This is a genomic window from Ruegeria sp. BG11 (assembly GCF_056538565.1).
This window is the reverse complement of record NZ_JBQFTH010000009.1, coordinates 175517-200125: the sequence shown is the minus strand read 5'-3', so window position 1 is coordinate 200125 and position 24609 is coordinate 175517. Positions and strand designations below refer to the sequence as shown.

The 24609-nt window shown below is 54.0% G+C and carries 22 protein-coding genes; 9 read left to right on the top strand and 13 right to left on the bottom strand.

Annotated elements, in window-relative coordinates; translation table 11 throughout:
• Positions 1-405: 405 nt before the first annotated feature.
• On the bottom strand, positions 406-1428 hold the full coding sequence (locus tag ACR0JF_RS15895; RefSeq protein ID WP_480669542.1) for a helix-turn-helix domain-containing protein: 1023 nt from the start codon (positions 1426-1428) through the stop codon (positions 406-408).
• A gap of 96 nt (positions 1429-1524) precedes the next feature.
• Here ACR0JF_RS15895 and ACR0JF_RS15890 point away from each other — a divergent pair, with 96 nt between their 5' ends.
• The 3 genes from ACR0JF_RS15890 to ACR0JF_RS15880 all read left to right on the top strand — a co-directional run bounded on the left by ACR0JF_RS15890 (position 1525) and on the right by ACR0JF_RS15880 (position 6521).
• Complete coding sequence (locus tag ACR0JF_RS15890; RefSeq protein ID WP_170660759.1) at positions 1525-3036, top strand: DUF1214 domain-containing protein; 1512 nt, start codon at positions 1525-1527, stop codon at positions 3034-3036.
• Between the two features lie 34 nt (positions 3037-3070).
• Entirely contained in the window at positions 3071-4564 is a 1494-nt protein-coding gene (locus ACR0JF_RS15885; protein WP_170660758.1) for a DUF1254 domain-containing protein, read from the top strand.
• A gap of 241 nt (positions 4565-4805) precedes the next feature.
• The gene (locus tag ACR0JF_RS15880; protein ID WP_170660757.1) at positions 4806-6521 is read left to right on the top strand and encodes an adenylate/guanylate cyclase domain-containing protein; all 1716 of its coding nucleotides are present in this window, start codon (positions 4806-4808) and stop codon (positions 6519-6521) included.
• Positions 6522-6694: 173 nt separating this feature from the next.
• Here ACR0JF_RS15880 and ACR0JF_RS15875 read toward each other — a convergent pair whose 3' ends face one another.
• The gene (locus tag ACR0JF_RS15875; RefSeq protein WP_170660756.1) at positions 6695-7057 is read right to left on the bottom strand and encodes a Rid family hydrolase; all 363 of its coding nucleotides are present in this window, start codon (positions 7055-7057) and stop codon (positions 6695-6697) included.
• A gap of 238 nt (positions 7058-7295) precedes the next feature.
• On the opposite strand from ACR0JF_RS15875, the gene ACR0JF_RS15870 reads away from it, so the two are divergent.
• Entirely contained in the window at positions 7296-8003 is a 708-nt protein-coding gene (locus tag ACR0JF_RS15870) for a methyltransferase domain-containing protein (protein ID WP_170660755.1), read from the top strand.
• An 85-nt stretch (positions 8004-8088) separates the two neighbouring features.
• Here the strand turns inward: ACR0JF_RS15870 and ACR0JF_RS15865 are convergent, their stop codons facing one another.
• From ACR0JF_RS15865 to ACR0JF_RS15850, 4 genes are all read right to left on the bottom strand, one after another.
• Positions 8089-8982 (bottom strand): methyltransferase domain-containing protein, encoded by an 894-nt coding sequence (locus ACR0JF_RS15865; RefSeq protein ID WP_170660754.1) that lies wholly within the window; start codon positions 8980-8982, stop codon positions 8089-8091.
• Positions 8983-9112: 130 nt separating this feature from the next.
• Positions 9113-9685, bottom strand: a complete 573-nt coding sequence (locus ACR0JF_RS15860; RefSeq protein ID WP_093964968.1) for a carboxymuconolactone decarboxylase family protein — start codon at positions 9683-9685, stop codon at positions 9113-9115.
• 389 nt (positions 9686-10074) lie between these two features.
• Positions 10075-10494 carry a phage terminase large subunit gene (gene terL, locus ACR0JF_RS15855; RefSeq protein ID WP_480669541.1) on the bottom strand — a complete coding sequence of 140 codons (420 nt, stop codon included), beginning with the start codon at positions 10492-10494 and terminating at the stop codon, positions 10075-10077.
• Entirely contained in the window at positions 10470-11177 is a 708-nt protein-coding gene (locus ACR0JF_RS15850; RefSeq protein WP_170660752.1) for an IS6 family transposase, read from the bottom strand. The genes terL (ACR0JF_RS15855) and ACR0JF_RS15850 overlap by 25 nt, the downstream gene beginning before the upstream one ends.
• 220 nt (positions 11178-11397) lie before the next feature.
• Between ACR0JF_RS15850 and ACR0JF_RS15845 the strand changes: the two genes are divergently transcribed.
• Positions 11398-12165: an inositol monophosphatase family protein gene (locus ACR0JF_RS15845; protein ID WP_170660751.1), complete on the top strand. Its 768-nt coding sequence runs from the start codon at positions 11398-11400 to the stop codon at positions 12163-12165.
• A 6-nt stretch (positions 12166-12171) separates the two neighbouring features.
• Here the strand turns inward: ACR0JF_RS15845 and ACR0JF_RS15840 are convergent, their stop codons facing one another.
• The 6 genes from ACR0JF_RS15840 to ACR0JF_RS15815 all read right to left on the bottom strand — a co-directional run bounded on the left by ACR0JF_RS15840 (position 12172) and on the right by ACR0JF_RS15815 (position 19510).
• Entirely contained in the window at positions 12172-12738 is a 567-nt protein-coding gene (locus ACR0JF_RS15840; RefSeq protein ID WP_170660750.1) for a histidine phosphatase family protein, read from the bottom strand.
• Between the two features lie 2 nt (positions 12739-12740).
• Entirely contained in the window at positions 12741-13814 is a 1074-nt protein-coding gene (locus tag ACR0JF_RS15835) for an ABC transporter ATP-binding protein (RefSeq protein ID WP_170660749.1), read from the bottom strand.
• On the bottom strand, positions 13811-15937 hold the full coding sequence (locus tag ACR0JF_RS15830; RefSeq protein WP_425085059.1) for an ABC transporter permease: 2127 nt from the start codon (positions 15935-15937) through the stop codon (positions 13811-13813). Before ACR0JF_RS15830 ends, ACR0JF_RS15835 begins: the two co-directional genes overlap by 4 nt.
• Positions 15938-16027: 90 nt before the next feature.
• Positions 16028-17068 (bottom strand): ABC transporter substrate-binding protein, encoded by a 1041-nt coding sequence (locus ACR0JF_RS15825; RefSeq protein WP_371415275.1) that lies wholly within the window; start codon positions 17066-17068, stop codon positions 16028-16030.
• A gap of 570 nt (positions 17069-17638) precedes the next feature.
• On the bottom strand, positions 17639-18790 hold the full coding sequence (gene terL / locus ACR0JF_RS15820) for a phage terminase large subunit (protein ID WP_170660747.1): 1152 nt from the start codon (positions 18788-18790) through the stop codon (positions 17639-17641).
• 75 nt (positions 18791-18865) lie between these two features.
• Positions 18866-19510, bottom strand: a complete 645-nt coding sequence (locus ACR0JF_RS15815) for an IS6 family transposase (RefSeq protein WP_480608424.1) — start codon at positions 19508-19510, stop codon at positions 18866-18868.
• Here ACR0JF_RS15815 and ACR0JF_RS15810 point away from each other — a divergent pair.
• The gene (locus tag ACR0JF_RS15810; RefSeq protein ID WP_480669540.1) at positions 19433-20560 is read left to right on the top strand and encodes a flavin monoamine oxidase family protein; all 1128 of its coding nucleotides are present in this window, start codon (positions 19433-19435) and stop codon (positions 20558-20560) included. The genes ACR0JF_RS15815 and ACR0JF_RS15810 overlap by 78 nt on opposite strands.
• A 288-nt stretch (positions 20561-20848) precedes the next feature.
• Complete coding sequence (locus ACR0JF_RS15805) at positions 20849-21796, top strand: DMT family transporter (protein ID WP_254429090.1); 948 nt, start codon at positions 20849-20851, stop codon at positions 21794-21796.
• A gap of 234 nt (positions 21797-22030) precedes the next feature.
• Here the strand turns inward: ACR0JF_RS15805 and ACR0JF_RS15800 are convergent, their stop codons facing one another.
• Positions 22031-22738 carry an IS6 family transposase gene (locus ACR0JF_RS15800; protein ID WP_170747563.1) on the bottom strand — a complete coding sequence of 236 codons (708 nt, stop codon included), beginning with the start codon at positions 22736-22738 and terminating at the stop codon, positions 22031-22033.
• 275 nt (positions 22739-23013) lie between these two features.
• On the opposite strand from ACR0JF_RS15800, the gene ACR0JF_RS15795 reads away from it, so the two are divergent.
• On the top strand, positions 23014-23310 hold the full coding sequence (locus ACR0JF_RS15795) for a hypothetical protein (protein ID WP_170660744.1): 297 nt from the start codon (positions 23014-23016) through the stop codon (positions 23308-23310).
• A 51-nt stretch (positions 23311-23361) separates the two neighbouring features.
• On the top strand, positions 23362-24387 hold the full coding sequence (locus ACR0JF_RS15790; RefSeq protein ID WP_480669539.1) for a hypothetical protein: 1026 nt from the start codon (positions 23362-23364) through the stop codon (positions 24385-24387).
• Positions 24388-24609 lie beyond the last annotated feature (222 nt).

The following is a 24609-nucleotide window of genomic DNA, read 5'->3' as shown; positions in this document are numbered from 1 at the left end:
GAGGGGTGTGCGCATTGCATGCTCCGACTTTTAAGAAGTTGGATCTATCAAATATCCAAATTGGATACATAAATAGAGCAAGCATCGAAATATCAGAATGTTTCCCGTAGTGAGTGCGGGCGTCATTTGATTACCTAGCACTTTCCTACAGCCCCGCGTTGATCCTATCCCAGGGTAATCGACGCGGGGCAACAGATAGAATCACCTCTACAAGCAAATAGTCTGCAACTTTGTCATTGTTCCAGTTCACTTTGTTTCTTGATCCTAAAAGAAAACGTATAAAGTGACCGAACTAGGTTAGCTTCCCGCCCTACTCGGGTTGGACGCGGTTACTCGTCGCATCCAACCTGAACTTTAATTTGTGAGCAATGCAGACGCCAGCGGCTTGCTTTTGCAGACGACCATTCAAGTATGACCGGAATTCCTTTGGCGATAGTCAGAGGGTGCCAATCCCGTTACCTTCTTAAATGCGCGGCTGAAATTATTTGCGGTTTCATATCCTAGCATGGAGGAGATACTGGAGACTGTCTCGCGCGTATCTGTGAGGAGTTCCTCGGCCCTTGCTACCCTGATATCGTTGACGATTTCGCGAAAACGAACCCCTTCGCTTGCTAACTTCCGTTGTAGTGTGCGAACGCCAAGATCGAGCGAACGCGCGGTGGCATCAATCGACATTTCCTCCCGATGAAGTTGTTGCCAAACCACTTCCTCGACTTGTCCTCTAAGTGTTTGAGGTGGGCCGCCCAATCGTTCGCGTGAAATATCTCCGACAGTTGTCGAGCCTCTGCTAAGTTTCTTGGGCGCGGCTTCGGAGCTCAAAGCCGAAGCTTCAAACTCAACCCCAAGGCGGGTGGCGTTCCAGATTACAGGACAAGCGTAAGTGTCTTCTGCCTCGACAAACCCAGGAACTTTCGGGAAGTCCAAGAGCACGGCCGATGGCTTCCAGTCGTTTCCTAAATACGCGCGGAATATGCTCAGAAAAACCCCAACGGCCGAGAAACCGATGTCCGGATACGCGAAATGCGAGCGAAGTCCAAAACGATAACAGTAGCGCACGCTAGTGCCCGAAGTTTCAAGCCACGCGCGATCCGTGGACGAATGAAATGGCATGACGGCAGAAGCTCGTATTAGCGCTGCCCCCAGCGTTGGAGCAGAAAGAACGTAACTTCCCCAGGCGCCGTAGTCAGCGACAGTGAGATACGGTGACCACAACAATCCGATGTTTTGTTGTCCCGAGGATCGTGCGGCTTCGTGCACAAAGGTCGCCAAGGCATGCTCCGAGATGTAACCGCCTCTTTCCTCAATGAAGTGAACAGGAAGATCGGCAGAGTCAAAAGCACGCAACAGGCGTCTTTCCCCAGCGGCTTCAAGCACAAACTGGGGCATCGCGCCCAAGGCCTTGGCCGAAATCATCGGTGGTAGGTTCAATCCGTCAACCCGCTTGTCCGCCCGCGTGTCGTGAAATGATACGCATCGGCTGAACGGATGTGCAAGCTTTCCACAAACAGCAGGGAGCATTGCGCCATGAAAATACTTGGGCCATCACACAGCGGTTTGTCGACGCGTCTTTTTGGCGTGGCGCTTATTGTGGGTATTTCTTCCTCGCCAGTTCTTTCCCAGTCTTTCAATGACACGGGTGACATCCTTGCACGATCAGCCGAAGTCGAGGACATTGATTACAAGATCATGGTGCAGCGCGCCACTCAGACTGCAATCTGGGGAATGCCCGCCGCTGGTATGATCGATTTTCTGAAGGGCATTCGCCGCGACCTCGGTGGCGACTACAACGACATCATTTATCTCAATAAGCCGTTCGATTCCAAACATGGGTTTCTTACGGCTAACGATGTTACGGCCTATGCTTGGGCTTCAATGACCTCGGAACCCGGTCCCCTTGTCATTGAAGTGCCCGCTGCCACCGAAAAGGTGAACTACTTCGGTACAATCGTGAATGCTTGGGATGTTCCTATCGTGGACGTTGGTCCCGATGGTTTCGACGAAGGTGCCGGCGGCAAGTACCTCATGCTACCCCCAGGCTACGAAGGGGATATGTCCCTGGAGGAATTAACTGAGGCGGGATACCTTCCCTTTGAAACAGATACCTACGAATATGGTTTTTCGTTCCGGCCAAAACTGACGAATGGCGGAACGGACGCCGATGCGGCCGAGTACGCTCAGACGATCAAAGTGTACTACCTGTCCGAGGCCGACAATCCGCCACCCAACAACTATCTCGAAGCGTCAGAAGTGCCGTACGACTCGCTTCCATACTACAACGAGACATTCTTTCAGGACCTGAACGATTACGTTCAAAACAACCCGATCCGTCCACAAGACAAGGTTATGGTGAATTTTCTGAAAGATCTCGGGATCGAGAAGGGAAAGCCTTTCGAACCAAGTGAACTTCAAATGCAGGCAATGAACGAGGGATTGTTGCTCGCGTACGCCTCGATGCAGAACTACTTTGTGACGCCCGGGAAAGCCATGATCCCACTTTGGGTCGACGATAGCGGCGAGATGAGGAGCCAGTGGTTGATTTGGGATTTCGCGGATGGTCAACCCGAGGCTGGTTTCCCCTATGAGACTGAGACCGAAGTCCTTGTGGATGCGCGTGCGGGCGGCAGTTATTTCTGGATTACATACCTGCCGAAACAACTGGGCGGAGGTACATTTTATCTGACAGGCCTGCGCGACAGCGACGGGGAAATGTACGATCACAATCAGACCTATAAACTGAACGTCCCAGCGGATACACCTGCCGACGATTTCTGGTCCGTGATTGTTTATTCGATGGAGACCAAGAGCTTCATTCGGAACGTTGATCCTGTCGGTTTGTCCGAGCGCGACACTGATGCGATGCAGGCTAATGAAGACGGTTCTTACGACATCTTTTTTGGACCAGAAGCACCGGAAGGCATGGAAAGCAACTGGATACCAACCACAGAGCCGTACTTCCTTTTGTTTCGTCTATATGGGCCGCAAGAAGGATGGCTGGAGAGTGGCTGGATGCTGGGCGATCTAGAAAAAGTAAACTGATCAAAACAAACAGTAATTCCCAATGGAGCGAACAATGAAAACAAAGTCGTTAGCTGTGCTGACTGCCCTGGTACTCGCATCGCATTCTTCAGCCCAAGAATTCAAAGCCGACGTTCCTGAGAATGTTCTTACACCAGACAAGGTCGAGACCCAGACGCTTGGTGATCTGGAATTCTTCGATGGTATGCCATCACCTGAGACGGTGGAGAAAGTCTTCGACAACCTTGATCTGATCAGAGCAACGACGGCTTTCCTGGATGGCATGAAGATCGCTTCGCTTCGAGCTATGTTTCAGGGATACGAAGACTTGGGCGTCAGTCCCAATGACGTCGTGATTGCAGAAGACCTGCTGGACGCGCGGTCCATCTGGCTGACGCCCAATACAACCACAATCTACATTGGTTCGAATGTCGATATCTCGGATGGCCCGATGGTGATTGAGGTTCCGGCAGGCCTGCTTGGGTTGCTTGATGACGCCGCGTTTGACTATGTGACGGATATCGGGGCGCTTGGCGCGGATAAGGGAGAAGGTGGCAAGTATCTACTTTTGCACAACGACGATGAAACGCCGGTGCCCGAGGGCTACTTCGAACTACGCACAAAGACATATGAGCACTGGTTGTTGCTAAGACGCTCGCCAGACGCAGACGGAGATACGGCTGGCCCTGTTGCCGAGATCAAGGCGGGTCTGAATATCTATCCGCTTAGTGAAGCGGACAATCCTCCCGCGGAAACTTTCCTGAATATCTCCGGTGTTCAACACAACACTGTTCACGCGAACAACGAAGACTTCTTTGAAGAGATCCACGTCGCACTCGAAAACAATCCAATTGGTGCGTTCAGTCCGGAAATTGTAGGAACGTTTGCTTCCATAGGGATCAAGAAGGACGAGCCCTTCGAACCCGATGCCCGTATGCAGGCCATTTTCAAGGAGGCAGCAGCAATCGCAAACGCCACGGCGCGAGCGATCACGTATGCCTCGCGCGATCCAGGAGTGTTCTTTTATGACGACCGGCAATGGAACTCACCGTTCCAACGCCAGAGCTATCTTTTTCTTGAGGACGGCGCGCGCATCCTCGATGATCGGTCGTACTTTTTCTATATGGCAACGGGCATAACGCCTGCGATGACCTCGCCACCGGTCGGGACGGGGTCTGTCTATGCGATGACGGCGCGAGACAGCAACGGACAGTACCTTGACGGCTCAAAAACCTATAAGGTAACGCTACCGGCGCCGGTTCCCGCCAAAAACTTTGCGTCGTTTATGTTGTATAGCGGACAGACTCGGTCAATCCTTGAAACTGACCAGCAATCCGGTGGTATCGACTCTAATAGACCGGGGATAAAACCTAATGAGGATGGGAGTACCAGCATCTATTTTGGTCCAGAAGCCCCAGAAGGTTGGGAGAACAACTGGGCGCAAACCATGCCCGGGCAAAGCTTCAACGTGATGATGCGCCTCTACGGCCCGCTCGAGCCTTGGTTCGACAAGACCTGGCGTCCCGGTGATCTGGAACTGGTAGAATAAAGCGACAACCGCGACTATCGGGCGACGCTACTTTTTGGCGTCGTCTGACATTTTTTCGGTGTCCGCTTCGGGCTCGGTACGGCCATTCGCCGCTTTTCGCATCGGTGGCCGCTCGCAGCCCGAAGCAGACATTCACAGTCAGGCTTATCAATTGAGCACCAAGCCGTTGACTAGGACATGCGCGACGTTCAGGAAATCATGTTGTCTTTTCCAAGCAGCGTAATTTGCGTTACCAATAGACATGAATGGAGACCGCAGACTTTCCGCAGTACTCTCGGCCGATGTAGTAAACTACTCAGGTCAGATTAAGGCAGATGAAAATACGACTCTCAGCGAACTTCGTGTTCTACGTCGAGAGTTATTTGATCCTTTGGTTAGCGATCATCGAGGTAATGTCGTTAAGAGGATGGGTGATGGATGGATAGTCGAGTTTAACTCGGTATCTGATGCAGTACGATGCGCCCTTGATCTTCAAAGCCAGGTGTCGACTCAGTCCTCATTGAAACTACGAGTGGGTGTGCATCTTGGAGATGTCGTATTCGACGAAGATGACATTTTCGGCGATGGCATCAATCTATCTGCACGTCTACAAGAGGCTTCCAACGAAGGGGCTGTGTTAATTTCAGATGTCGTCCATCGCAGCCTTGACGAGCGCCTCGCTGAGCAATTTTATCGCGCTGGAGAGCGACAGTTTAAGAACGCGCCGTCACCAATAGAAGTTTTCCAATGGTCGCCGCCAGGTTCTGCCCCACCGCGAGTAACTCCGGCTAGCCATACAAAGTCTCTGCTAATCGGCGTCTTACCTTTCGATAATCTTTCTTCTGACCCCGATCAGGAGTTTTTTGCAGATGGAATTACCGAAGAGATCATCACCACTTTATCAAAACTCCCGAATTTACTAGTCGTCGCGCGTAACTCTACATTCGTCTACAAAGGTCGCTCCGTTGACGTGAAACAGGTCGGTCTGGAGCAGGGTGTCGATCTTGTTCTTGAGGGAAGTGTCCGTCAAAGCGGTAACCGGGTGAGGATCACAGCACAGCTAATCGATGCAAAGTCCGGCATGCATATTTGGGCAGACCGCTATGATCGCCTCATTGAAGATGTATTCGAAGTTCAGGATGAAATCGCACTTAGGATTGCAACCGAGCTTCAAGTCGAACTGTTGGCGGGAGAAATGGCTCGTTTCAGAGGATCCGGCACAAATAACCTAGGCGCGTGGACTGCTCAACTAAAGGCCGTTGAGGCTTCGCGCAGAATTACCAGGGAAGCTCAGGCCGACGCTCGCCGATTTGCACAACAGGCAATTGCACTCGACCCGGGTTACTCGGCTCCGTATTGTACTTTGGGATTCATTTGCACTGTTGAAGCACGACATGGATTTGTTGCTGACAGGCGTGCCGCGCTAGCGGAGGCTCGTGACTGCGCTCAACGGGCTCTGGAAATAGACAGCTACAACCCAGAGGCTCACGCTATTGCGGGTTTTGCGGATGCAATCGATGGCAAGCTGGTTTCGGCTATCGAGAAGTTCAACGAGGCACTAGCGCTGAATCCAAACCACGCTGACGTGGCTGCCAGACTGTCAATCACCCTAGCTTTCAATGGCCAGGCAAATGAAGCGATCCAAGTCGCACAACAAGCCATTACCCTGAACCCTCACTATCCAGGTTGGTATGCAGGCGTTCTGGGTTTAGCGCTTCGACTCGACGGTCAATACGAGGAAGCCAAGAAAGCATTCACCGAATATGGTCAAAGGGTTGAAGGCTTTGGTCACCTCGACCTCGTAATCGTCCATGTAGAGACGGAGAACCTTGAGGCCGCTCGCGATGAAGCACGGAATGTGATGAAATACCGCCCTCAGTTTTCCATATCGGACTGGGCGAATACTCAACTTTTCTCTGACAGAAAAAGGCTGGAGAAAGACTGTGCGTCATTGCGACTAGCCGGTTTGCCTGAATAGGAGCAGGGTTTCGCTGTAGCAGGATGGTTTGTGATGCAAACCAATCTCACACGTTTCCGATTTGGGTTTGGTAACAGGCACCATAGTGCCTTCTCGATCCAAAACCTCGGTTGATTCAGCAGTGTTGGCAAGCTCATCTTCATATGATTTCGCCCCCAGCCGGAATCTACCCCTTATGCGTCGTCGGCAATGATTGCATCAACTTTTATCTCGACCAACCATTCGGGGTTCACAAACCGATTGATCGCCATAATTGTGTCGACGGGTCGTGCATCGACGCAATACTTCTTCCTTGCCTCGATGGCTTTTTTCCAATTGTCTATATCTGTCAGTATGACTCGCGTCCGAACAATGTCTTGAATTCCCGAACCCGCCTGTTCGAGAGCCGCCTTGATGATTTCAAAGCACTGGGTCGTTTGGGCAAATACATCTCCGACCCCGACGGTCTTACCTTCAGCATCGACAGGTGCGGTGCCGCCAACCGATATGTAGGGGCCAACTCGGACTGCTCGGCTGAACCCAACGATTTCTTCCATCGGGTTTCCGTTTGAAACGAGCTGACGCATGGCATGAACCTCTTGTTTGCCCCAATTATAAGCATTTTTGCACGACTTGTTCTTGGTCCAGGTGATGCTAGGATTTTTAGTAGAGAATACTGAGCGTTATTGAAGGGTAGTTGGGATGGCTGATCCGTTTCAAGATGTAGATGCTGCGGGTGCGGAGTTCATTTCCGCATTTGCCGACTCGATGGACGCGCGTCAGGCCGATCCCACAATGGAAGAGATCGTTTCAAACTATCTGGCCAAACTTCAGTTTGCAGAAGGCGGTCTGACCATTGAAGTCGGATGCGGTGCAGGAGCTGTCACGCGCCGCATTGCAGAGAAGGCCAAACCCGCGCGGGTCATTGGTTTCGAGCCGTCTGTAGGCTTTATAGCCGAAGCAAGAGCGCGGGTTGGGGGCCACGACAATGTGGAGTTTGAGGTCGCAGGAGGAGCGTCGCTGCCCCTGGACGATGGCTCAGTTGATAACTTGATAATGCACACGGTGCTTACCCATGTGGAAGATCCGGCACCTCTTTTGACCGAGGCAAGGCGCGTTCTAAGGTCGGGAGGGTGTCTCGTGGTGTGTGACGCTGACTTTTCGAAAGCGTCACTGGGAAACTTACCAAACGATCCTCTGGACGCCTGTGCCAAGATATTTGTGAACGAGTTTGTCACCGACCCATTTGTTGTCGCCAAGCTGCGAAGCCTAGCCTCAAATGCGGGGTTCAAAGTCGAAGAGTTCAGTCTTCAAAGCAGAAGTATTCTGGACAATGACCAAATGCTCCCCTGGGTCGAAGAAACTGGAAAAGTGATGATGAAACGCGGCGAAATTGGAGAGGATCTGCACAATGGCTTAGTTGCCGAGTATCGCCGTCGAGCAAGAGAGCGCACACTTTTCGGCTATCAGGTCTTTGCAACGCTGATTGCCAGGCGGCCATAAACTCTTGGCATTCGAGTCGCGACAGTAAACAGTTGCCAGCCAGAAGCTTTGCTTCATAACGATGGTTTAGAGAGCGCGGCCGAGATCAAGTGGCGCATTGTAGAACGATCAACCTTGTTTGCGCGCCACGACGATAAATTGGGTCATGAAAAAAGAAGCGCCCAACTTTTGCAAGACTAAGCTGTTCGTCAAACCACGATTGCGCAACAGCGGGATCAACGTGGTCATTTGCGACAGCGTATTGCTTCATGAGGTGCATCATCATGATTGCGAGGCCATCAGGCTTTAGCTGGTGATCTGTCATTGTGAACGACAAGACATCTTCCACATGGTCGCCGCGATCCTTTATCAGTGCGGGCAGTCTTTCCGGGAGGGAACCACTCACAAAGTGCTGGTTCCAGGAAGTCAGCATCTTTTGCATTCTGCCGGGCTCGTCGCTGAACCAAATCAAGCTGCCAAAGTGTAGATCGCTGATGACGAGGCGCCCGCCGGGTTTGACGCACCGCAGCGTGTCAGCCAACGCACCGTCTACGTCTTCGATGTACTCAAAGACCTGTACCGAGACGGCCTTGTCAGCACTCTCATCCTCAATGGGCAAGCTATTTGTGGCACCAGCACGAAACTCCACGTTTGCGTAGTCGCTGCACCGTTCTCTAGCAGCTGCCGTCATGTCAGCGCTTGGGTCGATCCCGATGACATAGCCATCCGAGCCAACTGCCCGTGCCAACTCAACTGTTAACATCCCGTTGCCACAACCGATGTCCAAAATAGTTTCACCAGGAGCCGGGCACAGCGCATCAAATGAAGCCTGTCTTCGCCGCGTCAGTTCTGCGCCTTGATAGGCGATTTCAAGTAATTTCGTTGTTTCAGCGTCAAATTCAAGCAACTCTCCACCCTTACAAAGCCCACATGCCCCCAAAACCTTATCAGAAATTGAGTTATCTACGAAAAGCAGGATGGATCGTTGAGGCTTGAACATGGATCCACCAACAATAAATGAATGCGCCGACTTGATCCGACGAATGATTTAACCCCGAAAGCGAAGGACGCATCTGCCGCTCTATCGGACCAGCTTTTCGTGGCGTTTCGCACGTTAGAACAACATCAATTCAAGGGATGTCGAGGCCGTTCTCTCGTCCGAAATCGGTATAGAAGCTGTCACTGCGGCATCGGTTTAAAGTGGCTTCGTCCGCTTCTCTTGGGTCGGTGCCAGGGCTTTGGACACCTGTTCCTTCTATGAAGCGGTTCACGAGATTAAAGACACCGCAAACTTGGATAGCATCGAACAGCGCACTCTCCGACCAGCCTGCCGCGTAGACTGCTCTAGCGTCGGCTTCTGTCATTCGGGATGGCGAGACAGTGAGCTTTTCAATGTATGCCAGCAACGGTTTGAGGTGATCCTCTACGGGCGCCGTATCGCGGTCTTCCATCAGTGCCTCGATTGTCTCGACTTCAATACCGTAGGCTTTGGCGAAAACGATGTGCGCCCCATGGCAATACGCACAAGCATTCAATCCCGAGACATAGGCCGCAATGAGTTCACGTTCAGCAACCGAGAGGTCGCTCTCGCCCCTCATCACAAGGCTTTCGTACGCACAAAGCGGAGAGAGTTTATCTGGAAAGGCTTGATAGACACTTCCAAGTGTCGCGTTCTCCGGCAGAGATGGAAACAGGCGTTTCATTTAATTCTCTTTCAGTCTTGCTATGGATGACTTCGTCTCAAAGTGAGGAACCAACGGTGTTTACGCAATCCCGAAGCGGTTGTTAGTCGCGCACAAAAATTTTGTGTGAACACGGCAAATGGCAAGTTCGCCCGGCCACACCACGACATGTTCGTCGATTGGTGAAAGGCTTGCCGTTCTCGTAAATTTGCAAAGTCAGCTTTCTGCGCATCGCTGATATTGGTGCGCTGAGCAGCATCGGTTGATTTGGGCTCAAAGCCGTCATCCGACGGTATTAGCGATTAGACCGGTTTGTGGTTGCGAGCGGTCATTGGGGCCGCTTTCAGGATTGGTCCGACATCGGCCCTCCCAGTACTATTCAACGAGATTTCAAGCTTGACGCTGAGGTTCTACCGCCGCCTGATCCGCTCGCGACGGCGCTCGCGACGTTCGATGTTTATCTGATGATCATGGCCTAGCGCCCGATAGAACCCCACTCCCTTGGACCAGTTCGCAAAGTGGGCAAAGCTGTCGACCTGATCGTCGTTGCGTCCGCGTGGAAAGGACTGAAGCTCCCGTTTGAACGCTGCCAGCCAAGGAGCGTCTGCAGGCAGATACACCTTGCCCTCTTCAACTGGGCTGCAAGCTGATTGGAACCGGGTTTCCTTGTCCTTATCAGGTTTGACACGGTCGTACCGCCGGCGGTCATCACGAAACAACTCATCGAAAAGCGGTTTGCCAGAAGCGGCATCGGTGCTGTCAGACGAATTCGAACCAGTCTCAGTTTGCCGCGGAAACCGTGAACCTATCCGGAACAAAGTTGACGCCACTCGCTAAGAGCGGCGGCGCGGGTCAGCTTGAAGATGTCTCGGTTGGTGAGCGATCGTTCCTGGTTGAAGTGATTGTAAACAGAGGAATGGACGGAGGCGAATTTCTGTAAACTTCGCATGCGCCTGAAACGTTGCATGGCGCGTTCGCGTCGTCGAAACGGCAGGTGCGAATTCTCAACCCGGTTGTTGAGCCACCTGCCCGTCTGTTGTTTTTCGAGCGCGCCCATTTCTCTGAGCGCAGCCTTGTAGGAAGCGAAGCGATCTGTGACGATCTCTTCGGCGCAACCGTGCCGCTTCATCAATTTCTTGAGGAATTTCAGTGCTGCAGCTTTGTTTCGACGCTTCGTGACGACGGCCTCAAGCACTTCACCTTCGTGATCGACGGCACGCCAGAGGTAGTGGCGTTTGCCGTTCACTTTCACGAATACTTCGTCTACGTGCCACTTCCATTTTGAAAAGGCTCGGAGTTGCTGAACACGCTTCCGCCTTATCTCAGCTGCAAACACCGGCCCGAACCTATTCCACCAATAACGGACAGTTTCGTGGCTCACGTCGATGCCTCGCTCGTGCAACAGATCTTCGACATTCCGAAGCGAGAGCGGGAAACGGATGTACAGCATCACTGCAAGGCGGATAATCTCGGGACTGGTTTTAAAGTATTTGAAGGAGGCAGGTCTGGTCATGGACAAAAGCTACGCAACCGCCCTGCCCGCCTCAAGCCAAGTTCTTCTGACAAGTCCGTTTGGGGCTTCATTTCGTTGTCGTAATATGTATCTGAAGAAACCGACGAAACGGGTTTCAATGTTGCTTAGTGGTGCTGACCCCCGGCACCGCCTATTGTTCATAATCAGAAACAGAATTTAACGGCAGGAGGGTCGAGTGCATAGCATCTCTGATCGAAGTATGTTCGCCACCAAATTGGCTGAAGAAGCAGGTGCATTGGCTATAAAATATTTTGGCAATAGAGACACTCTGGTGGTGGATGCAAAGGGTGCTCAGGATTGGGTCAGCGAAGCCGACCGGAATGTCGAGACGTATGTTCGCGAAAAAATAGCCGAGGCCTATCCCGATGACGCAATCTTCGGAGAGGAGCACGCTGCGAAATCAGGGTCCAGTGGGTTTGACTGGGTAATAGACCCAATTGACGGCACCACGAACTTCGTAAACGGCATTCCGGCGTGGACGATCGTCCTGGCGGTTGTTTCAGAGGGACAAACACAAATCGGTGTCATTCACGAGCCGAACGTGGCTGAGACCTATGTCGCCATGCGGGGGGCGGGAGCAACGCTCAACGGGCAGCCAATGCAGGTCGCATCAGGCGTCGATATGGCAAGCGGGACCGTCTCGGTCGGATATTCGAACCGCATCGAAGCGGCAAAGGTGATACCAATCATTTCAGCCATCATCGAACGCGGGGCCATGTATCATCGCAATGCAAGCGGCGCGCTGTCGCTTGCCTATGTCGCAGCAGGCCGGCTGTTGGGGTACGTCGAAGAGCATATGAACGCGTGGGACTGTCTTGCCGGTCAGCTGTTGATCACAGAGGCGGGCGGCGTCGTCGAAGAACAGGACGTGAATGAAATGATCCGCGATGGTGGCCGTGTCATTGCCGGTACGCCAAAGATCTTTGATGATCTCAAAGCAATTTGCGAGAAGGCGTGGCACGTCTGATTTGCGTCAGGCGATAGCCCGCCAGCCGGGGTTGCAGCACAGCGTGTCCAAATCAGCGCTCCAGAAATGTCCCTGCCCAGGCTGGTCGTGCTGGCGATCAATCCGCACCCCGGAGAGATGACACCACAGCAGCGTCCCAACCGCGCCGTGGGTTACGATGGCAAGATCACCACCATCGTGCGCGTCCATGATTGACGTGACTGCCCCGACAATCCGGGCCTGAGCATCTGTCGCGGTTTCCCAGCCGCGAAAGCTCACGTCGGGTGCAGCGAAGAATGCATCGGCGGCGGCTTCGAACTGGTGCGGTGGCAAGAAACCGGTGGCACTGCGGTCATTTTCGCCCAGCGCCGGGTTTACCTTCACTTCAAGGCCGTGCGGTTTGGCCAGGATCGCAGCTGTCTGTTCTGCCTTGCGTTCGGTGCTGGACCAGATGGCGCTGACCGAAGCCATGATCGGCGCATTTGCAAATGCTTCGGCCCGGGTGCGGCCCACCTCACTCAGTTCCCAGTTGGTGATTGCGATCTCTGGGTTCACGACCACTTCCGGGTGCGAAATGATAACGAGTTTCGGCAATGTCAGCCCTTCGGCAGCAAAACCGGTCCCCGGTCTGCAAAGGCCATTTTGACGTCAGCGCCCGGTAGCAACGGATCATCCACGTCGTCCTGCACGGCAAACACCTGTCCGAATGCGCCGGTCAGCGTATATTCCATGCGCACGCCGACATAGGTAGCTTTGGAGACTTTTGCCGGGATGCCGGTTTCGTATCCGATCAGGATGCGGGACGGACGCACCGCCAGCGTTGCCGGACCCACGAGCAAATCGCGAGAGGGCAAGCTGTGGCGGTGACCTTCGATGTCGATTGTCGCCTGATCGCCATCGACTTCGACGATTTTGCACTCGATCAGGTTCGCTTCACCGATGAAGTCAGCCACGAAGCGGTCGATTGGTGCGTCATAGAGTTGCCGTGGTGTGCCGATCTGGGCGATGGCGGCGTTACGCATGACGACGATCTCGTCGGACACGGCAAGCGCTTCCTCCTGATCATGGGTTACATAGACAACCGTCAGTCCGAGGTCCCGCTGAATGGAGCGAATGTCTTCGCGCACCTGTCGGCGCAGTTTGGCATCGAGGTTCGAAAGGGGTTCGTCAAAGAGCAGCACCTGCGGTTCCAGCACCAGCGCGCGGGCGACTGCGACACGTTGTTGCTGGCCTCCTGACAGCTCGCTAGGCAAACGGTTGTCGAAGCCCTTGAGGCCCACCAGTTCCAACCCTTTGAGCGCGCGCGATCTGGCCTCGCTCTTAGCAAAGCCGGAGAATGTCAAACCGTACATCACGTTTTCCAGCACGCTCATATGTGGGAACAGGGCGTAAGACTGAAACACCATAGACACATCGCGATCGGTCGCGGGCAGCTTGGTCACGTCGCGATCGCCAATCACGATCCTGCCCGAGTTGGCCATCTCCAGACCGGCAATCATGCGCAGCGTCGTTGTTTTGCCGCAGCCCGATGGTCCCAGCAGCGTCACCAGTTTACCTGCTTCCACATGCAGGTCGATGTTGTCGACGGCCACGACATCTTTGCCAAATACTTTTGACACTCCTTCGAACCGAACCGGCGCGGCTTTACTAGCAATGTTGGTATCCGTCATGTCGTTCTTTCCGCTCCGATCTGGGTGCGCCGTCCGATCTGCACGCGGCCCACGAGGAATTGCAAAAGCCCTACAGATGCCAGCATCACGAAGATCAGCGTGGTGGAATAGGCGATGGCAAGGCCGTAGTCATTGTTCTCGACGCGCCCGATGATGTAGCTGGTCGCCATGTCGTATTCGGCCGATACCAGAAAAATGACTGCCGAGATCGCGGTCATCGCGCGGACAAAACTGTAGACGAGTGCCGCTAGGATGGCGGGCTTGAGCAGGGGCAGGATCACGCGTCGGAACGTCTGCCACGAGTTTGCACCCAGAGTCAGCGAGGATTCATCAAGCGACCTGTCCAGTTGCGACATGGATGCAATGCCCGCACGCACGCCGACGGGCATGTTGCGGAAAATGAAGCTGATCACGAGGATCACACCAGTGCCTGTGATTTCAATCGGGGGAACGTTGAAAGCCAGGATGTAGCTGACCCCGATGACGGTACCGGGAATGGCGAAGGACAGCATCGTTCCGAATTCGAAGGCGTTTTTTCCGGAGAAATTTTGGCGCGTGAGCAAGTAGGCGGTCACCAGTCCTACAGCTGCCGTCAGCGGAGCCGCTATGGCCGCAATGCTGATGGTGGTCCAGAAACTGTCCCATGCGGCACCCGTCCAGCGGATACCTTCCTCTTCAAAGCGAACTGAGAAGGCGGTGAAATAGTGTTTGAAGGTGAGCGTGTTGTTGACACCCCAAAGCTCAACGACGCTGCCGTAAATGATCATGCCGTAAACAACCGCTGTAAACAGCGCCCAGATGGTCGCGATGGCCAGCACGGGTATTGCCAGCCCATTGGGCATCAGCGGATGCACCCCGGCGTCCCCCTTGCCGGAAACGGTGGTGTAGCTTTTCCTACCGAGCCAGGCGCGCTGCGCGTAAAAAGCAGACAGCGTGAAGAAGAGCAGTACCATGGCCAGCACGGCGGCCCGACCCTGATCATATTGCGCGCCGACGATGGCAAAGAATATCTCGGTCGACAGAACGTCAAAATTACCGCCTAGAACAAGCGGGTTGCCGAAGTCGGCCATGCTTTCGATGAAGCCGAGCAGAAATGCATTCGCCAGACCGGGTCTCATCAGGGGCAGCGACACCGTTCGGAAGGTTTGCCACCTATTGGCGCGCAGCGTTTGGGCGGCTTCCTCCATCGACGGCGACACGCCTTCGACAACACCAATCAGCACCAGAAATGCGATGGGAGTGAAGGCCAGCGTCTGGGCGATCAGGACGCCCGGCATTCCATAGAGCCACCGCGACGGTTGCACGCCAAAAAGATCAGCGAAAAAGACTGTGACCGACCCGGACAAACCGAAGAGTAGGATCAAGGCCAGCCCGATTACGAAGGGAGGCGTGATTATTGGCAAAACAGTCAGCGCGCGCATCCCACGCTTGAACCGAAACCCTGACCTGGTGACCACAAGCGCAAAACAAAGTCCCAGAACCGTGGTGATCAGGCCGACGAGAATGGCCAAAAAGAGGGAGTTCCACGCGGCGCCGCATTTCGCACCCCAAAAACACCCCAATCCCCAGAGACGATCATCAAAGAACTTCGAGGCAAAAACAGATACCGAATAGGCGCCGTCTTCGGTCACAAAGGCCGAAAACAGCATGTTGGCAATTGGAAAGAACACGAAGGCGGTGACAATTGTAATGACACCGCCGATGGCGCTGACGACAAACACATCGCCGTTGACTGCACCGCGCGCCGCGATGCCCTGCGTGAGCAGGAACAGGAAGGCCGACGCACAGAGCATCGCGCCATACCCCATGCCGAACTGTCGGATTTTTGGCGCGCCAAACAGGGCCTTGAGCCAGTCGAAGTTGAAGCCGCGAATGCCGATCCCGAAGCCTTGCGCAATCAGCCAGCCAAAGCCCAGTGCACCCGCAAGTATCAGGATCTTAGCGTAGATCGGATCAGATTTAGGTTTCCCAAGCACCAGAATTGGCAATGCCAGCGGTATCAGCAAGGGTGCAAGCCAGAGCTTTTCACCCTGCCCGATCAGAAATAGAGCGGGCGCAAAATCTTCGTCATACGGATAGCCGTTAAAGAGCCATTCAAATGACCAAAGGCCATCCTCAACCATGTACCATGGCAGCAGGACGTAGCCGACCCACCCGACAATGATCCAGAAGATCAATACCGGGTGGGTCCTGGTTTTCGCAGTGTCAGTCACTTACTGCGGCAGAACCGAAACGTCTTCGTCCCACTTTTGCAGCAGACGCTTACGTTCATCAGAGGAGCCGTACTTTTTGAAGTCGTAGTCAATCAGCTTGATCTGGCTCATATCCGGGGCGCTTTCAGATGTTTGCGCACCCTTGTTGGACGGAACCTGGAAGGCATTGACTTCAAGCGCGAGGTTTTGCGCTTCGGCGCTCAGCGCCCAGTCGTAGAACTTTTTGGCTTCTTCTTCGTTGCGAGCGCCTTCAATGATCGACATCGAACCGATCTCGTAACCAGTGCCTTCGCACGGGGCGACAACCTTTACAGGGAAGCCCGATACCGCCTGCTTGACCGCGTCATGCATGAAGACAATGCCTATCGTGTTCTCGCCACGACCCGCGGCCTTGATGGGCGCCGAACCGGATTTGGTGTACTGATTTATGTTGGCGTGAAGGCCTTTCATGAACTCAAAGCCCTCGTCCTCGCCAAAGATCTGCACCATCGACGCCAGCGTCGTGTAGGCAGTTCCGGACGAATTCGGGTTCGCCATCTGAACGTGCCCTTTATACTCAGGCTTGAGCAGGTCCTTCCAGCAGGCGGGTTCAGGCAGGTTGTTGGCCGCCAGGAGGTCAGAGTTGTAGCCATAGCCCAACGCACCCGAATAGATACCGATGGTCTTGTTGCCAGCACTTTCGGCCTGTGAAATTGCCCAGTCATGCAACTGGTCACGCATGGGCGAGACATATTCCATAGTTAAACCTTCTTCGGCGGCTTGAAGGTGCGGGTCACCAGTGCCGCCCCACCAGACATCTCCTTTTGGGTTTGAGCTTTCCGCACGGATTTGCGCAAAAGTCTCGCCAGAGGATTTGCGAGTCATGTTCACGTCAATGCCGGTGGCGTCCTCGAAACTGCGCGCCATCAGCTGGCACCAGTCTTCCTGCGCCGAACAGTAGAATGTCAGCTTGTCGGCTTGCGCAGCACCCATGGAAGCGGCGAATGCGATCAGTGAGCCAGCAAGTGTGTTTGTCAATTTTTTCAAAGTCTTTCCTCCCATAACTATCCAGCTTCCAGCTTTGAGCCGGGAACTGTCATGTCACCTGTGAGGGCGGCCACGCTTAATTGTGGCATCTTCTTATTTCACCGGTCTCGGTACGGCTTTTCCTCTTTGTGACTATGTAAGTCTGACCACTCTAACACTTGTTTCGCAAGGATTTTTGCAGAGCGACAAAATCAGTGCGATCCAAACGAAGCACCATTGCAAGCATTATTCAAAGGAAGATCGCAAGTTCACCCATAGCCTTCGAATGCGCGGAGCTTGATACTTGCGCCAATTGGCGAATATGTTCTGGGCAATCAGATGGTCTAGCGGTCATACAGATTTTGCCGCGAATGTTGAAAGCTAGCTTCCGATTTTGACCCCACTTGTGATGTGTGGGTTCACGCAGTGAGTGCGTTCTCATCGCGCTACTTGACCGAGGAAATTTACCCTCCGAACGTCAACAATGGGCTCGAGCGGACCTTCGCTGCAGTTGGCCCTAACGGCAGCTTTGCGCTCCATCGCAGACGTTCGAGGTCGAAGACTTGATATCCAACCCAAGGTCGCTGGAAAACGCCCTCGCTGGCGTCAGAACCGCATGCGATCTTCCCTTCTTGGTCGTTCGGGTCGATAGTTGCCTTGGCGGCGGCCGGTGTAAGGATCTGTATCGAGATACGTCCCTTGCCTTCGACGCATGTATTCAGCGAACTGGGTCAGGGCATCTACCTGATCATCTTTGACAGCATCCGGAAACGCCAGCAGTTCCCTACGAAACTCATCAAACCAGGGCTTGTCCGTAGGGATGACTAACTTACCAGATTTTATCCAGTCGGTCTGTGGGATGAAGCGGTCCAGTTTGTCGGTGACCACGTTGACGGGCATGTAAACACCTGCAGCGGTGCGTTTCAATTCATCCAAAAGGTGGATACCCATCGCCGAGGACTCGATCAGGACCCGGTCCGCGCGCCACTGTTTGCGCAATCGAAGAACAGCGTTGCGCACCTCAGTATAGTTCGTTCGAGCCCGAAAGACGTCGAGCAAATACCATCTCTCTTCATACGCATGCCACCCAAAGGTCAGCCCCACCGTAAAGTCAGAACGCGGACTATCCTTCGCGGCTGTATCCCAGCTTTGGACCCGCCGGACGAACACGTCTTCGTCCGGCAAGGTTTCCACTAGATGCAAATCGGACATTGAGAGAAATTCGTTTTCACCGTCCGTGGGGTTCTGTTGATACTGTGCTTGGAAGGCAAAATTGCCTATGTCGGCCTTGATCCGATCAAGAACCTCCTGCGGTTCCCGCTCTGGGTTCAACAAGTCCCCTGGCCGACGCTTCAGCACACGGTTGTTGTAGAGCGGGATCTCTTCCGGGATCTCCGCGATCGACGGCAGGCAAAGATGGTCAAATGTGTCCTTTTCCAAGAGGTAGGCCGAGAAGTCATCCGGGTGCAGACGCTGCTGGATCGAGACAATACGATCGGTGCGCTTGTCGTTCAGCCGCGAGAACAGGGTCTGGTCGAAGAAGTCACGCAACTCCTGCCGGTACGTATCGTGGCGCATTTCAGAGGGTTTACCCAGATCGTCGATGATAATGAGGTTTGCACCGAAGCCGGTGATACCACCGCCAAGAGAGACCGATTTGCGCCCGCCGCCTTTAGTGGTTTTCATATGTTCGAACCGGTTGTGTTTGGGATCGACCTTCATCTTTGGAAACAGGCGCTGATAAAACGGGCTGGTCACCAGCCGACGAAACTGTTCCGCAGGTGCTGTCAGACGAATTCGAACCAGTCTCAGTTTGCCGCGGAAACCGCGAACCTATCCGGAACAAAGCTGACGCCACTCGCTAAGAGCGGCGGCGCGGGTCAGCTTGAAGGTGTCTCGACTGGCTAGCGATCTTTCCTGGTTGAAGTGATTGTAGACGGAGGAATGGACGGAGGCGAATTTCTGTAGACTTCGCATGCGCCTGAAACGCTGCATCGCGCGTTCGCGTCGTCGAAACGGCAGGTGTGAATTCTCGGCGCGGTTGTTGAGCCACCTGCCCGTCTGTTGTTTTTCGAACGCGCCTATTTCTCTGAGCGCAGCCTTGTAGGAAGCGAAGCGATCTGTGACGACCTCCTTGGCGCAACCGTGCCGTTTCATCAATTTCCTGAGGAATTTTAGTGCTGCAGCCTTGTTTCGGCGCTTGGTGACAACTGCTTCCAGCACTTCACCTTCGTGATCTACTGCACGCCACAGATAATGTCGCTTGCCATTCACCTTTACGAAAACCTCGTCCACGTGCCACTTCCATTTCGAGAACGCGCGCAGCTGCTGCACACGCTTCCGTCGGATCTCAGCTGCAAACATTGGACCAAACCTGTTCCACCAATATCGGACGGTTTCGTGGCTCACGTCGATGCCTCGCTCGTGCAACAGATCTTCGACATTTCGAAGCGAGAGCGGGAAACGGATGTACAGCATCACCGCAAGGCGGATGACCTCGGGACTGGTTTTGAAGTACTTGAAAGAGGCAGGTTTGGTCATGGGCAAAAGCTACGCAACCGTCCTGCCTGCCTCAAGACAAGTTCTTCTGACAAGACCGCGGCGCGCATCGATGCAGAAATTGAAGCAAGTACCGGAATTCCAACAGACCGGTCCTTGGCAGACATTTGGCAGAACAAAGGGCATTGGTCGTTCACGGCAGCGATGACATTTGCCTTGTCGATTGCCAGAGATTTGCCGGATACATCTCTGCGAGACATCAGTGCCTGGGAGGGCGGAGACGATTGGTTTTGTCGCGAAGGCTTCGGACACCTAATTGCATGCACTGCAAAGGGGCTGCCAATTAAATTGGCCACTCCGGTCACAGAAATAAAATCTCTCACTGAAGGGGTGCAGATAACTACGGCCACTGGCAAGATCAAAGCTCGAACCGTAATTGTTACAGTTTCCGTCGGCGTCCTAGCCGAAGACATCATCCACTTTGATCCCCCGCTAGAATCCGACCGACGCTCAGCGCTCGAGCTCATCACTATGGGAGACTACAATCACGCTGGCCTCCTTTTCCGCTCCGGAGCTTTGCCAGTGCAACCCGATACTTGGTTGACGTACCACTTAGAACCCGACGCCAACGGGGTAGCCCGCGGAGGCGGTTTTCTTTGCAACATCTCAAACACCGGCCTTACCAGCTTTGAAAGTTCTGGAAGCTTTTCCAGACTTTTGCAGGACGCGGGGCCTGAAAGCGCCATAGAGCACGCGCTCGAAACATTGGTTGGCTTTTTCGGCACAACAGTCAGAAAAGCCTTCATCAAAGGCCACGCTACCGCTTGGCGAAATGAACCCTATGTGCGTGGTTCTTACGCTGGAGCCAAGCCGGGAGGCCACAACAAACGCGCTGTCTTACGCCAGTCTCATGCTGAGCGGGTGCACTTCGCCGGTGAAGCTACACATCCTAACCAACAATGCTCGGTCAGCGGAGCCCACCTAGAAGGATTAAGGGCCGCGGAAGATGTGTTGGCGCAGCTACGCTGAACACCTGGCGATCAACTTGCTCCAGCAAGTGGAACAGTCTTAGAATTTCGAATGAACCTTTGACTATAAGTCACAAGGCCAAGTTCATCTTTCGCATGCTCCGCGACCAGTTCAGGGTAAGCTAGCTGCCCTTTGGCCGGGCCACCTGATGCGGCTGTGCGGCCCTTCAGAGGAGACATTCGCCACGAGCGCTATATCTAATTCAACTCGAACTCTTGGATTGCCGGACTTTTGCCTGTCGTCGTATTGAGAACAGACACGCATTTGGCGACATCTCTAAATGAAACGATGACTTCTGCTGAACCCATACCTCAATCTCCGGATCGCACCCTTGTCGGCGTTGCGCTGATGCTGGGGTTTTGCCTAACCGCTCCTTTGCTGGACGTGTCTGCGAAACTCGCGTCGACCAGTGTGCCGGTTGGGCAGATTACGGCTGCGCGGTTTGTGGTGCAATGCGCGCTAATGGCGCCCTTCATCTGGATAATGGGACTGTCGTTGCACGTGGCGAAAGGTCAGGTGATGGTGCTGATTTTCCGCTCATTGCTGCTGGTGTTCGCAACATTTTGCTTCATTGCCGCAATCCGAGTGATGCCCCTTGCCGATGCGCTGGCAATCGTGTTCGTGGCCCCGTTCATCGTCTTGTTGGTTGGTAAGTTCTATTTTGGTGAAGATGTCGGCCCGCGTCGCGTCGGCGCGGCGCTTGTGGGGTTTGTCGGGGTGTTGTTCGTCATCCAGCCCAGTTTCGCAGCTTTCGGCGCGGTTGCCATTATTCCGCTTGGCACAGCAGTTGCCTTCGCTTTCTACATTCTTTTGACCCGGGGGTTGTCGCGTCGGGTGCACCCTGTGACCCTGCAATTTCACACCGGCCTGATCGCCAGCCTGTTTTGCATTCCAGCACTATTTGTTGCGCAAGGTTCCGGCTCTGATTTGTTTGATCCCGTTTGGCCGACAGACATCGCGTTATTGTGGCTTTTAGGCGCTGGCTTTTTCGCGACGGTGAGCCACATGATGATGACCTATGCGCTGTCTTTTGCGCCTTCCGTCACGCTGGCACCGCTGCAGTATTTTGAGCTGCCGGTCGCAACCTTGTTCGGCTATCTTGTCTTCAATGACTTCCCGAACACGCTTAGTCTGCTTGGCATTGCCATCATCATCGGTGCGGGGCTGTATATGATACATCGTGAAAGGGTGGCGGCCAGACAGTTGGTCGCCGTGCGTGCCGTGCCTCCAATCTAAGGCTACACGCCCGGCCCTAAGCTGCTGTTGGCTGCCTGTTGGTGATGCTGCGACGCATCCCTTCGAAGCTGCCATTCGCTAAGGGAGCGAAAACTTTAACGCTAAGCACCCACATACTTCAGTGTTATAGCAAATTGACATTATCTCACGTGCTTCGATGAAAGTAGCTAACCAACAAAAAGTTGCTGTCAGACGAATTCGAACCAGTCTCATTTTGCCGCGGAAACCGCGAACCTATCCGGAACAAAGTTGACGCCACTCGGCGAGAGCGTCGGCGCGTGTCAGCTTGAAGGAGTCTCTGCTGGTGAGCGATCTTTCCTGGTTGAAGTGGTTGTAGACAGATGAGTGGACGGCGGCGAATTTCTGTAGACTTCGCATGCGCCTGAAACGCTGCATCGCGCGTTCGCGTCGTCGGAAAGGAAGGTGTGAATTCTCGACGCGGTTGTTGAGCCACCTGCCCGTTTGTTGTTTTTCGAGAGCACCCAAATCTCTGAGCGCCGCCTTGTACGATGCGAAACGGTCTGTGACGATCTCTTCGGCGCAACCGTGCCGCTTCACCAATTTCCTGAGGAATTTAAGTGCTGCAGCCTTGTTTCGGCGTTTGGTGACAACAGCTTCCAGCACCTCGCCTTCGTGATCAACAGCCCGCCAAAGATAATGCCGCTTGCCATTCACGTTCACGAAAACCTCATCCACGTGCCACTTAAATTTTGAGAATGCGCGCAGCTGCTGAACACGCTTCTGTCTGATCTCAGCAGCAAACATCGGGCCAAACCTGTTCCACCAATATCGGACGGTTTCGTGGCTCACGTCGATGCCGCGTTCGTGCAGCAGATCTTCGACATTCCGAAGCGAGAGCGGGAAACGGATGTATAACATCACTGCAAGGCGGATGATCTCGGGGCTGGTTTTGAAGTACTTGAAGGAGGCAGGTTTGGTCATGGGCAAAAGCTACGCAACACCCCTGCCCGCCTCAAGCAAAGTTCTTCTGACAAGACCCTTTGCCCAACAGTCAGTCGTTCCTGTTCCCGGAAACAGGGCACGGGGCCCTTGTGTTCAGTCAATGCGCCCGCGATATTGGCGAAGCGTTTCTGGAAAACCCCGGGGCAGGCATTGATGGCACATGCGTCTCGGATCTAAGGCTACCGTATTTGATGCCGGACGGCAGCATGCATAGTGTCGAGAATTGAAGACTGCGTAAGCAAATGGAGACTCCAATGAAGGCCCTGATCACAGCAACGATTTTGGCGGTTGGCTTTGCATCGTCTGCCCATGCATTTGATCGTCAAACGACTGACGCGCTTCAACTGTGCCACGACTATTTGTGGGATGTACCCAAATATGCTGACCTGCCAAACGCCGCGATTTCCGTATTTCCGGGCATTTTGAACGATCAAAGTATCGTCGTTTTCTGGAATGTGTATTGGGACGACCCAACAGTGCGCGCAGCTGGTAACTGCACGATCATTGACGGCGCGGTGAAGGGTTTTGAAGATTATCTGGCGCAGGAATAGGACAAGACCCTTGCCGTCTTTTGCAAAAACGTGGCGCGGGTCGGAGACTTTATGAAGCGGTCAGCGTTTCTCTGGCTAGCGGCTGCTCTTCTTATAGCGGCGGGCACGACCTGGCTTGTATCTCGCCCTCTTTTACGGATTGAAACACTCAGAGACTTGGCGGAGGCAGTACCGCCTGAACCGGCGCTCCTTAACGCATCAGAGTTGGAGCAGCGCCTTCTGGCAGTCGGCCTTCACCCGACCGGTCTGCTAAGCGATCTCGGCGTCGATGACCACCTGGCTCGGCTGGAAGCCGACAAGGTCGACGCAGTTACACTGAGCGCGTATGCCGATGCCATAGGGGTATTGTCGGCAGTCAGCGCGGATCGCGGTCAAGCCTTGCCGCCGACGCTTTGGGATGTGAGCACGCCAGCGCTTCGTGAGGCGGGCTGGACTGTATACACACTCACCGAAGCAATGGCATCAGATGCCGGAGCGATTCACGTCGCACTTCTATCTGATGCCTACGCTGCTTTTCTCGAGCGCAAGCCCAATGCATTGGAAGGCGCATTGGCGCTGCTGCCGCTTTCCCGTAACTATGTCGAAACGCTGCCAGAGAGTGCGCGAGCAGAGCGTGAACGCCATGCCAAGACAGAGGGACAGGCCACTCTGTTGATCTGGCAAGCTCTGTTATCAGGCACAAGCAGGTACAATCCCTTGACGCACCGCCCCCTTTGGAGCCACGGCTACATCGGCCACTTTAGTGTGCCGCACATCCATCAATATGCAACGGGCGAAGGCCTTACCGCGAGCCAGGTTTGGGGAGTTGACGGGTTCAATCCCGCGTTCGTCGGCTCCCCTACTAATAGCAACCAAGTGGAACATTTGGGCATTAGCGCATTGCTACAGGGCGTGGCGCATGTGCCGGGCGCAGTCTTAACCGCTACTGAAGCATTCGAAGTCTTCGTCGATCACGATGAGCCAGCCGCTGCCCAAGCGGATAGGGCATTGAACGACGTCGTGAGAACAGTACTTCTCCCCCGCATGGAGGAAGATCCGAACGCGCTGGTCTCTGCATTGACTAAAGCACTCCAATAGCGTTGCCACTTTGTCAGGCCGACTTTGATGCCGTTAGCCGCATTATCGAGATAGTCTGTTTCTTTACCTTGGGCGGCAGTCCGGAAGCGGACATTCGAAATAGGTGCAGCAATCTGCCGCTTTGGGCTCGATACGATCGTTCAGTGACTTGCACCCGATGCCTGTCTTGCGTACCGATCCGTTCTTCAACCGCCGACCAGTGTCAGCGGTTGAAATCTTTCG

Excerpts from the sequence above, each read along its gene's own strand:
- ACR0JF_RS15865 (WP_170660754.1), bottom strand. The coding sequence starts at position 8,982 with ATGTTCAAGCCTCAACGATCCATCCTGCTTTTCGTAGATAACTCAATT.
- ACR0JF_RS15815 (WP_480608424.1), bottom strand. The coding sequence starts at position 19,510 with ATGCTGTACATCCGTTTCCCGCTCTCGCTTCGAAATGTCGAAGATCTG.
- ACR0JF_RS15805 (WP_254429090.1), top strand. The coding sequence starts at position 20,849 with ATGACTTCTGCTGAACCCATACCTCAATCTCCGGATCGCACCCTTGTC.
- ACR0JF_RS15860 (WP_093964968.1), bottom strand. The coding sequence starts at position 9,685 with ATGAAACGCCTGTTTCCATCTCTGCCGGAGAACGCGACACTTGGAAGT.
- ACR0JF_RS15835 (WP_170660749.1), bottom strand. The coding sequence starts at position 13,814 with ATGACGGATACCAACATTGCTAGTAAAGCCGCGCCGGTTCGGTTCGAA.
- ACR0JF_RS15845 (WP_170660751.1), top strand. The coding sequence starts at position 11,398 with ATGTTCGCCACCAAATTGGCTGAAGAAGCAGGTGCATTGGCTATAAAA.
- ACR0JF_RS15890 (WP_170660759.1), top strand. The coding sequence starts at position 1,525 with ATGAAAATACTTGGGCCATCACACAGCGGTTTGTCGACGCGTCTTTTT.
- ACR0JF_RS15875 (WP_170660756.1), bottom strand. The coding sequence starts at position 7,057 with ATGGAAGAAATCGTTGGGTTCAGCCGAGCAGTCCGAGTTGGCCCCTAC.
- ACR0JF_RS15870 (WP_170660755.1), top strand. The coding sequence starts at position 7,296 with ATGGAAGAGATCGTTTCAAACTATCTGGCCAAACTTCAGTTTGCAGAA.
- ACR0JF_RS15830 (WP_425085059.1), bottom strand. The coding sequence starts at position 15,937 with ATGGTTGAGGATGGCCTTTGGTCATTTGAATGGCTCTTTAACGGCTAT.
- ACR0JF_RS15790 (WP_480669539.1), top strand. The coding sequence starts at position 23,362 with ATGAAGCGGTCAGCGTTTCTCTGGCTAGCGGCTGCTCTTCTTATAGCG.
- ACR0JF_RS15800 (WP_170747563.1), bottom strand. The coding sequence starts at position 22,738 with ATGACCAAACCTGCCTCCTTCAAGTACTTCAAAACCAGCCCCGAGATC.
- ACR0JF_RS15825 (WP_371415275.1), bottom strand. The coding sequence starts at position 17,068 with ATGGGAGGAAAGACTTTGAAAAAATTGACAAACACACTTGCTGGCTCA.
- ACR0JF_RS15885 (WP_170660758.1), top strand. The coding sequence starts at position 3,071 with ATGAAAACAAAGTCGTTAGCTGTGCTGACTGCCCTGGTACTCGCATCG.
- ACR0JF_RS15850 (WP_170660752.1), bottom strand. The coding sequence starts at position 11,177 with ATGACCAGACCTGCCTCCTTCAAATACTTTAAAACCAGTCCCGAGATT.
- ACR0JF_RS15880 (WP_170660757.1), top strand. The coding sequence starts at position 4,806 with ATGAATGGAGACCGCAGACTTTCCGCAGTACTCTCGGCCGATGTAGTA.
- ACR0JF_RS15795 (WP_170660744.1), top strand. The coding sequence starts at position 23,014 with ATGAAGGCCCTGATCACAGCAACGATTTTGGCGGTTGGCTTTGCATCG.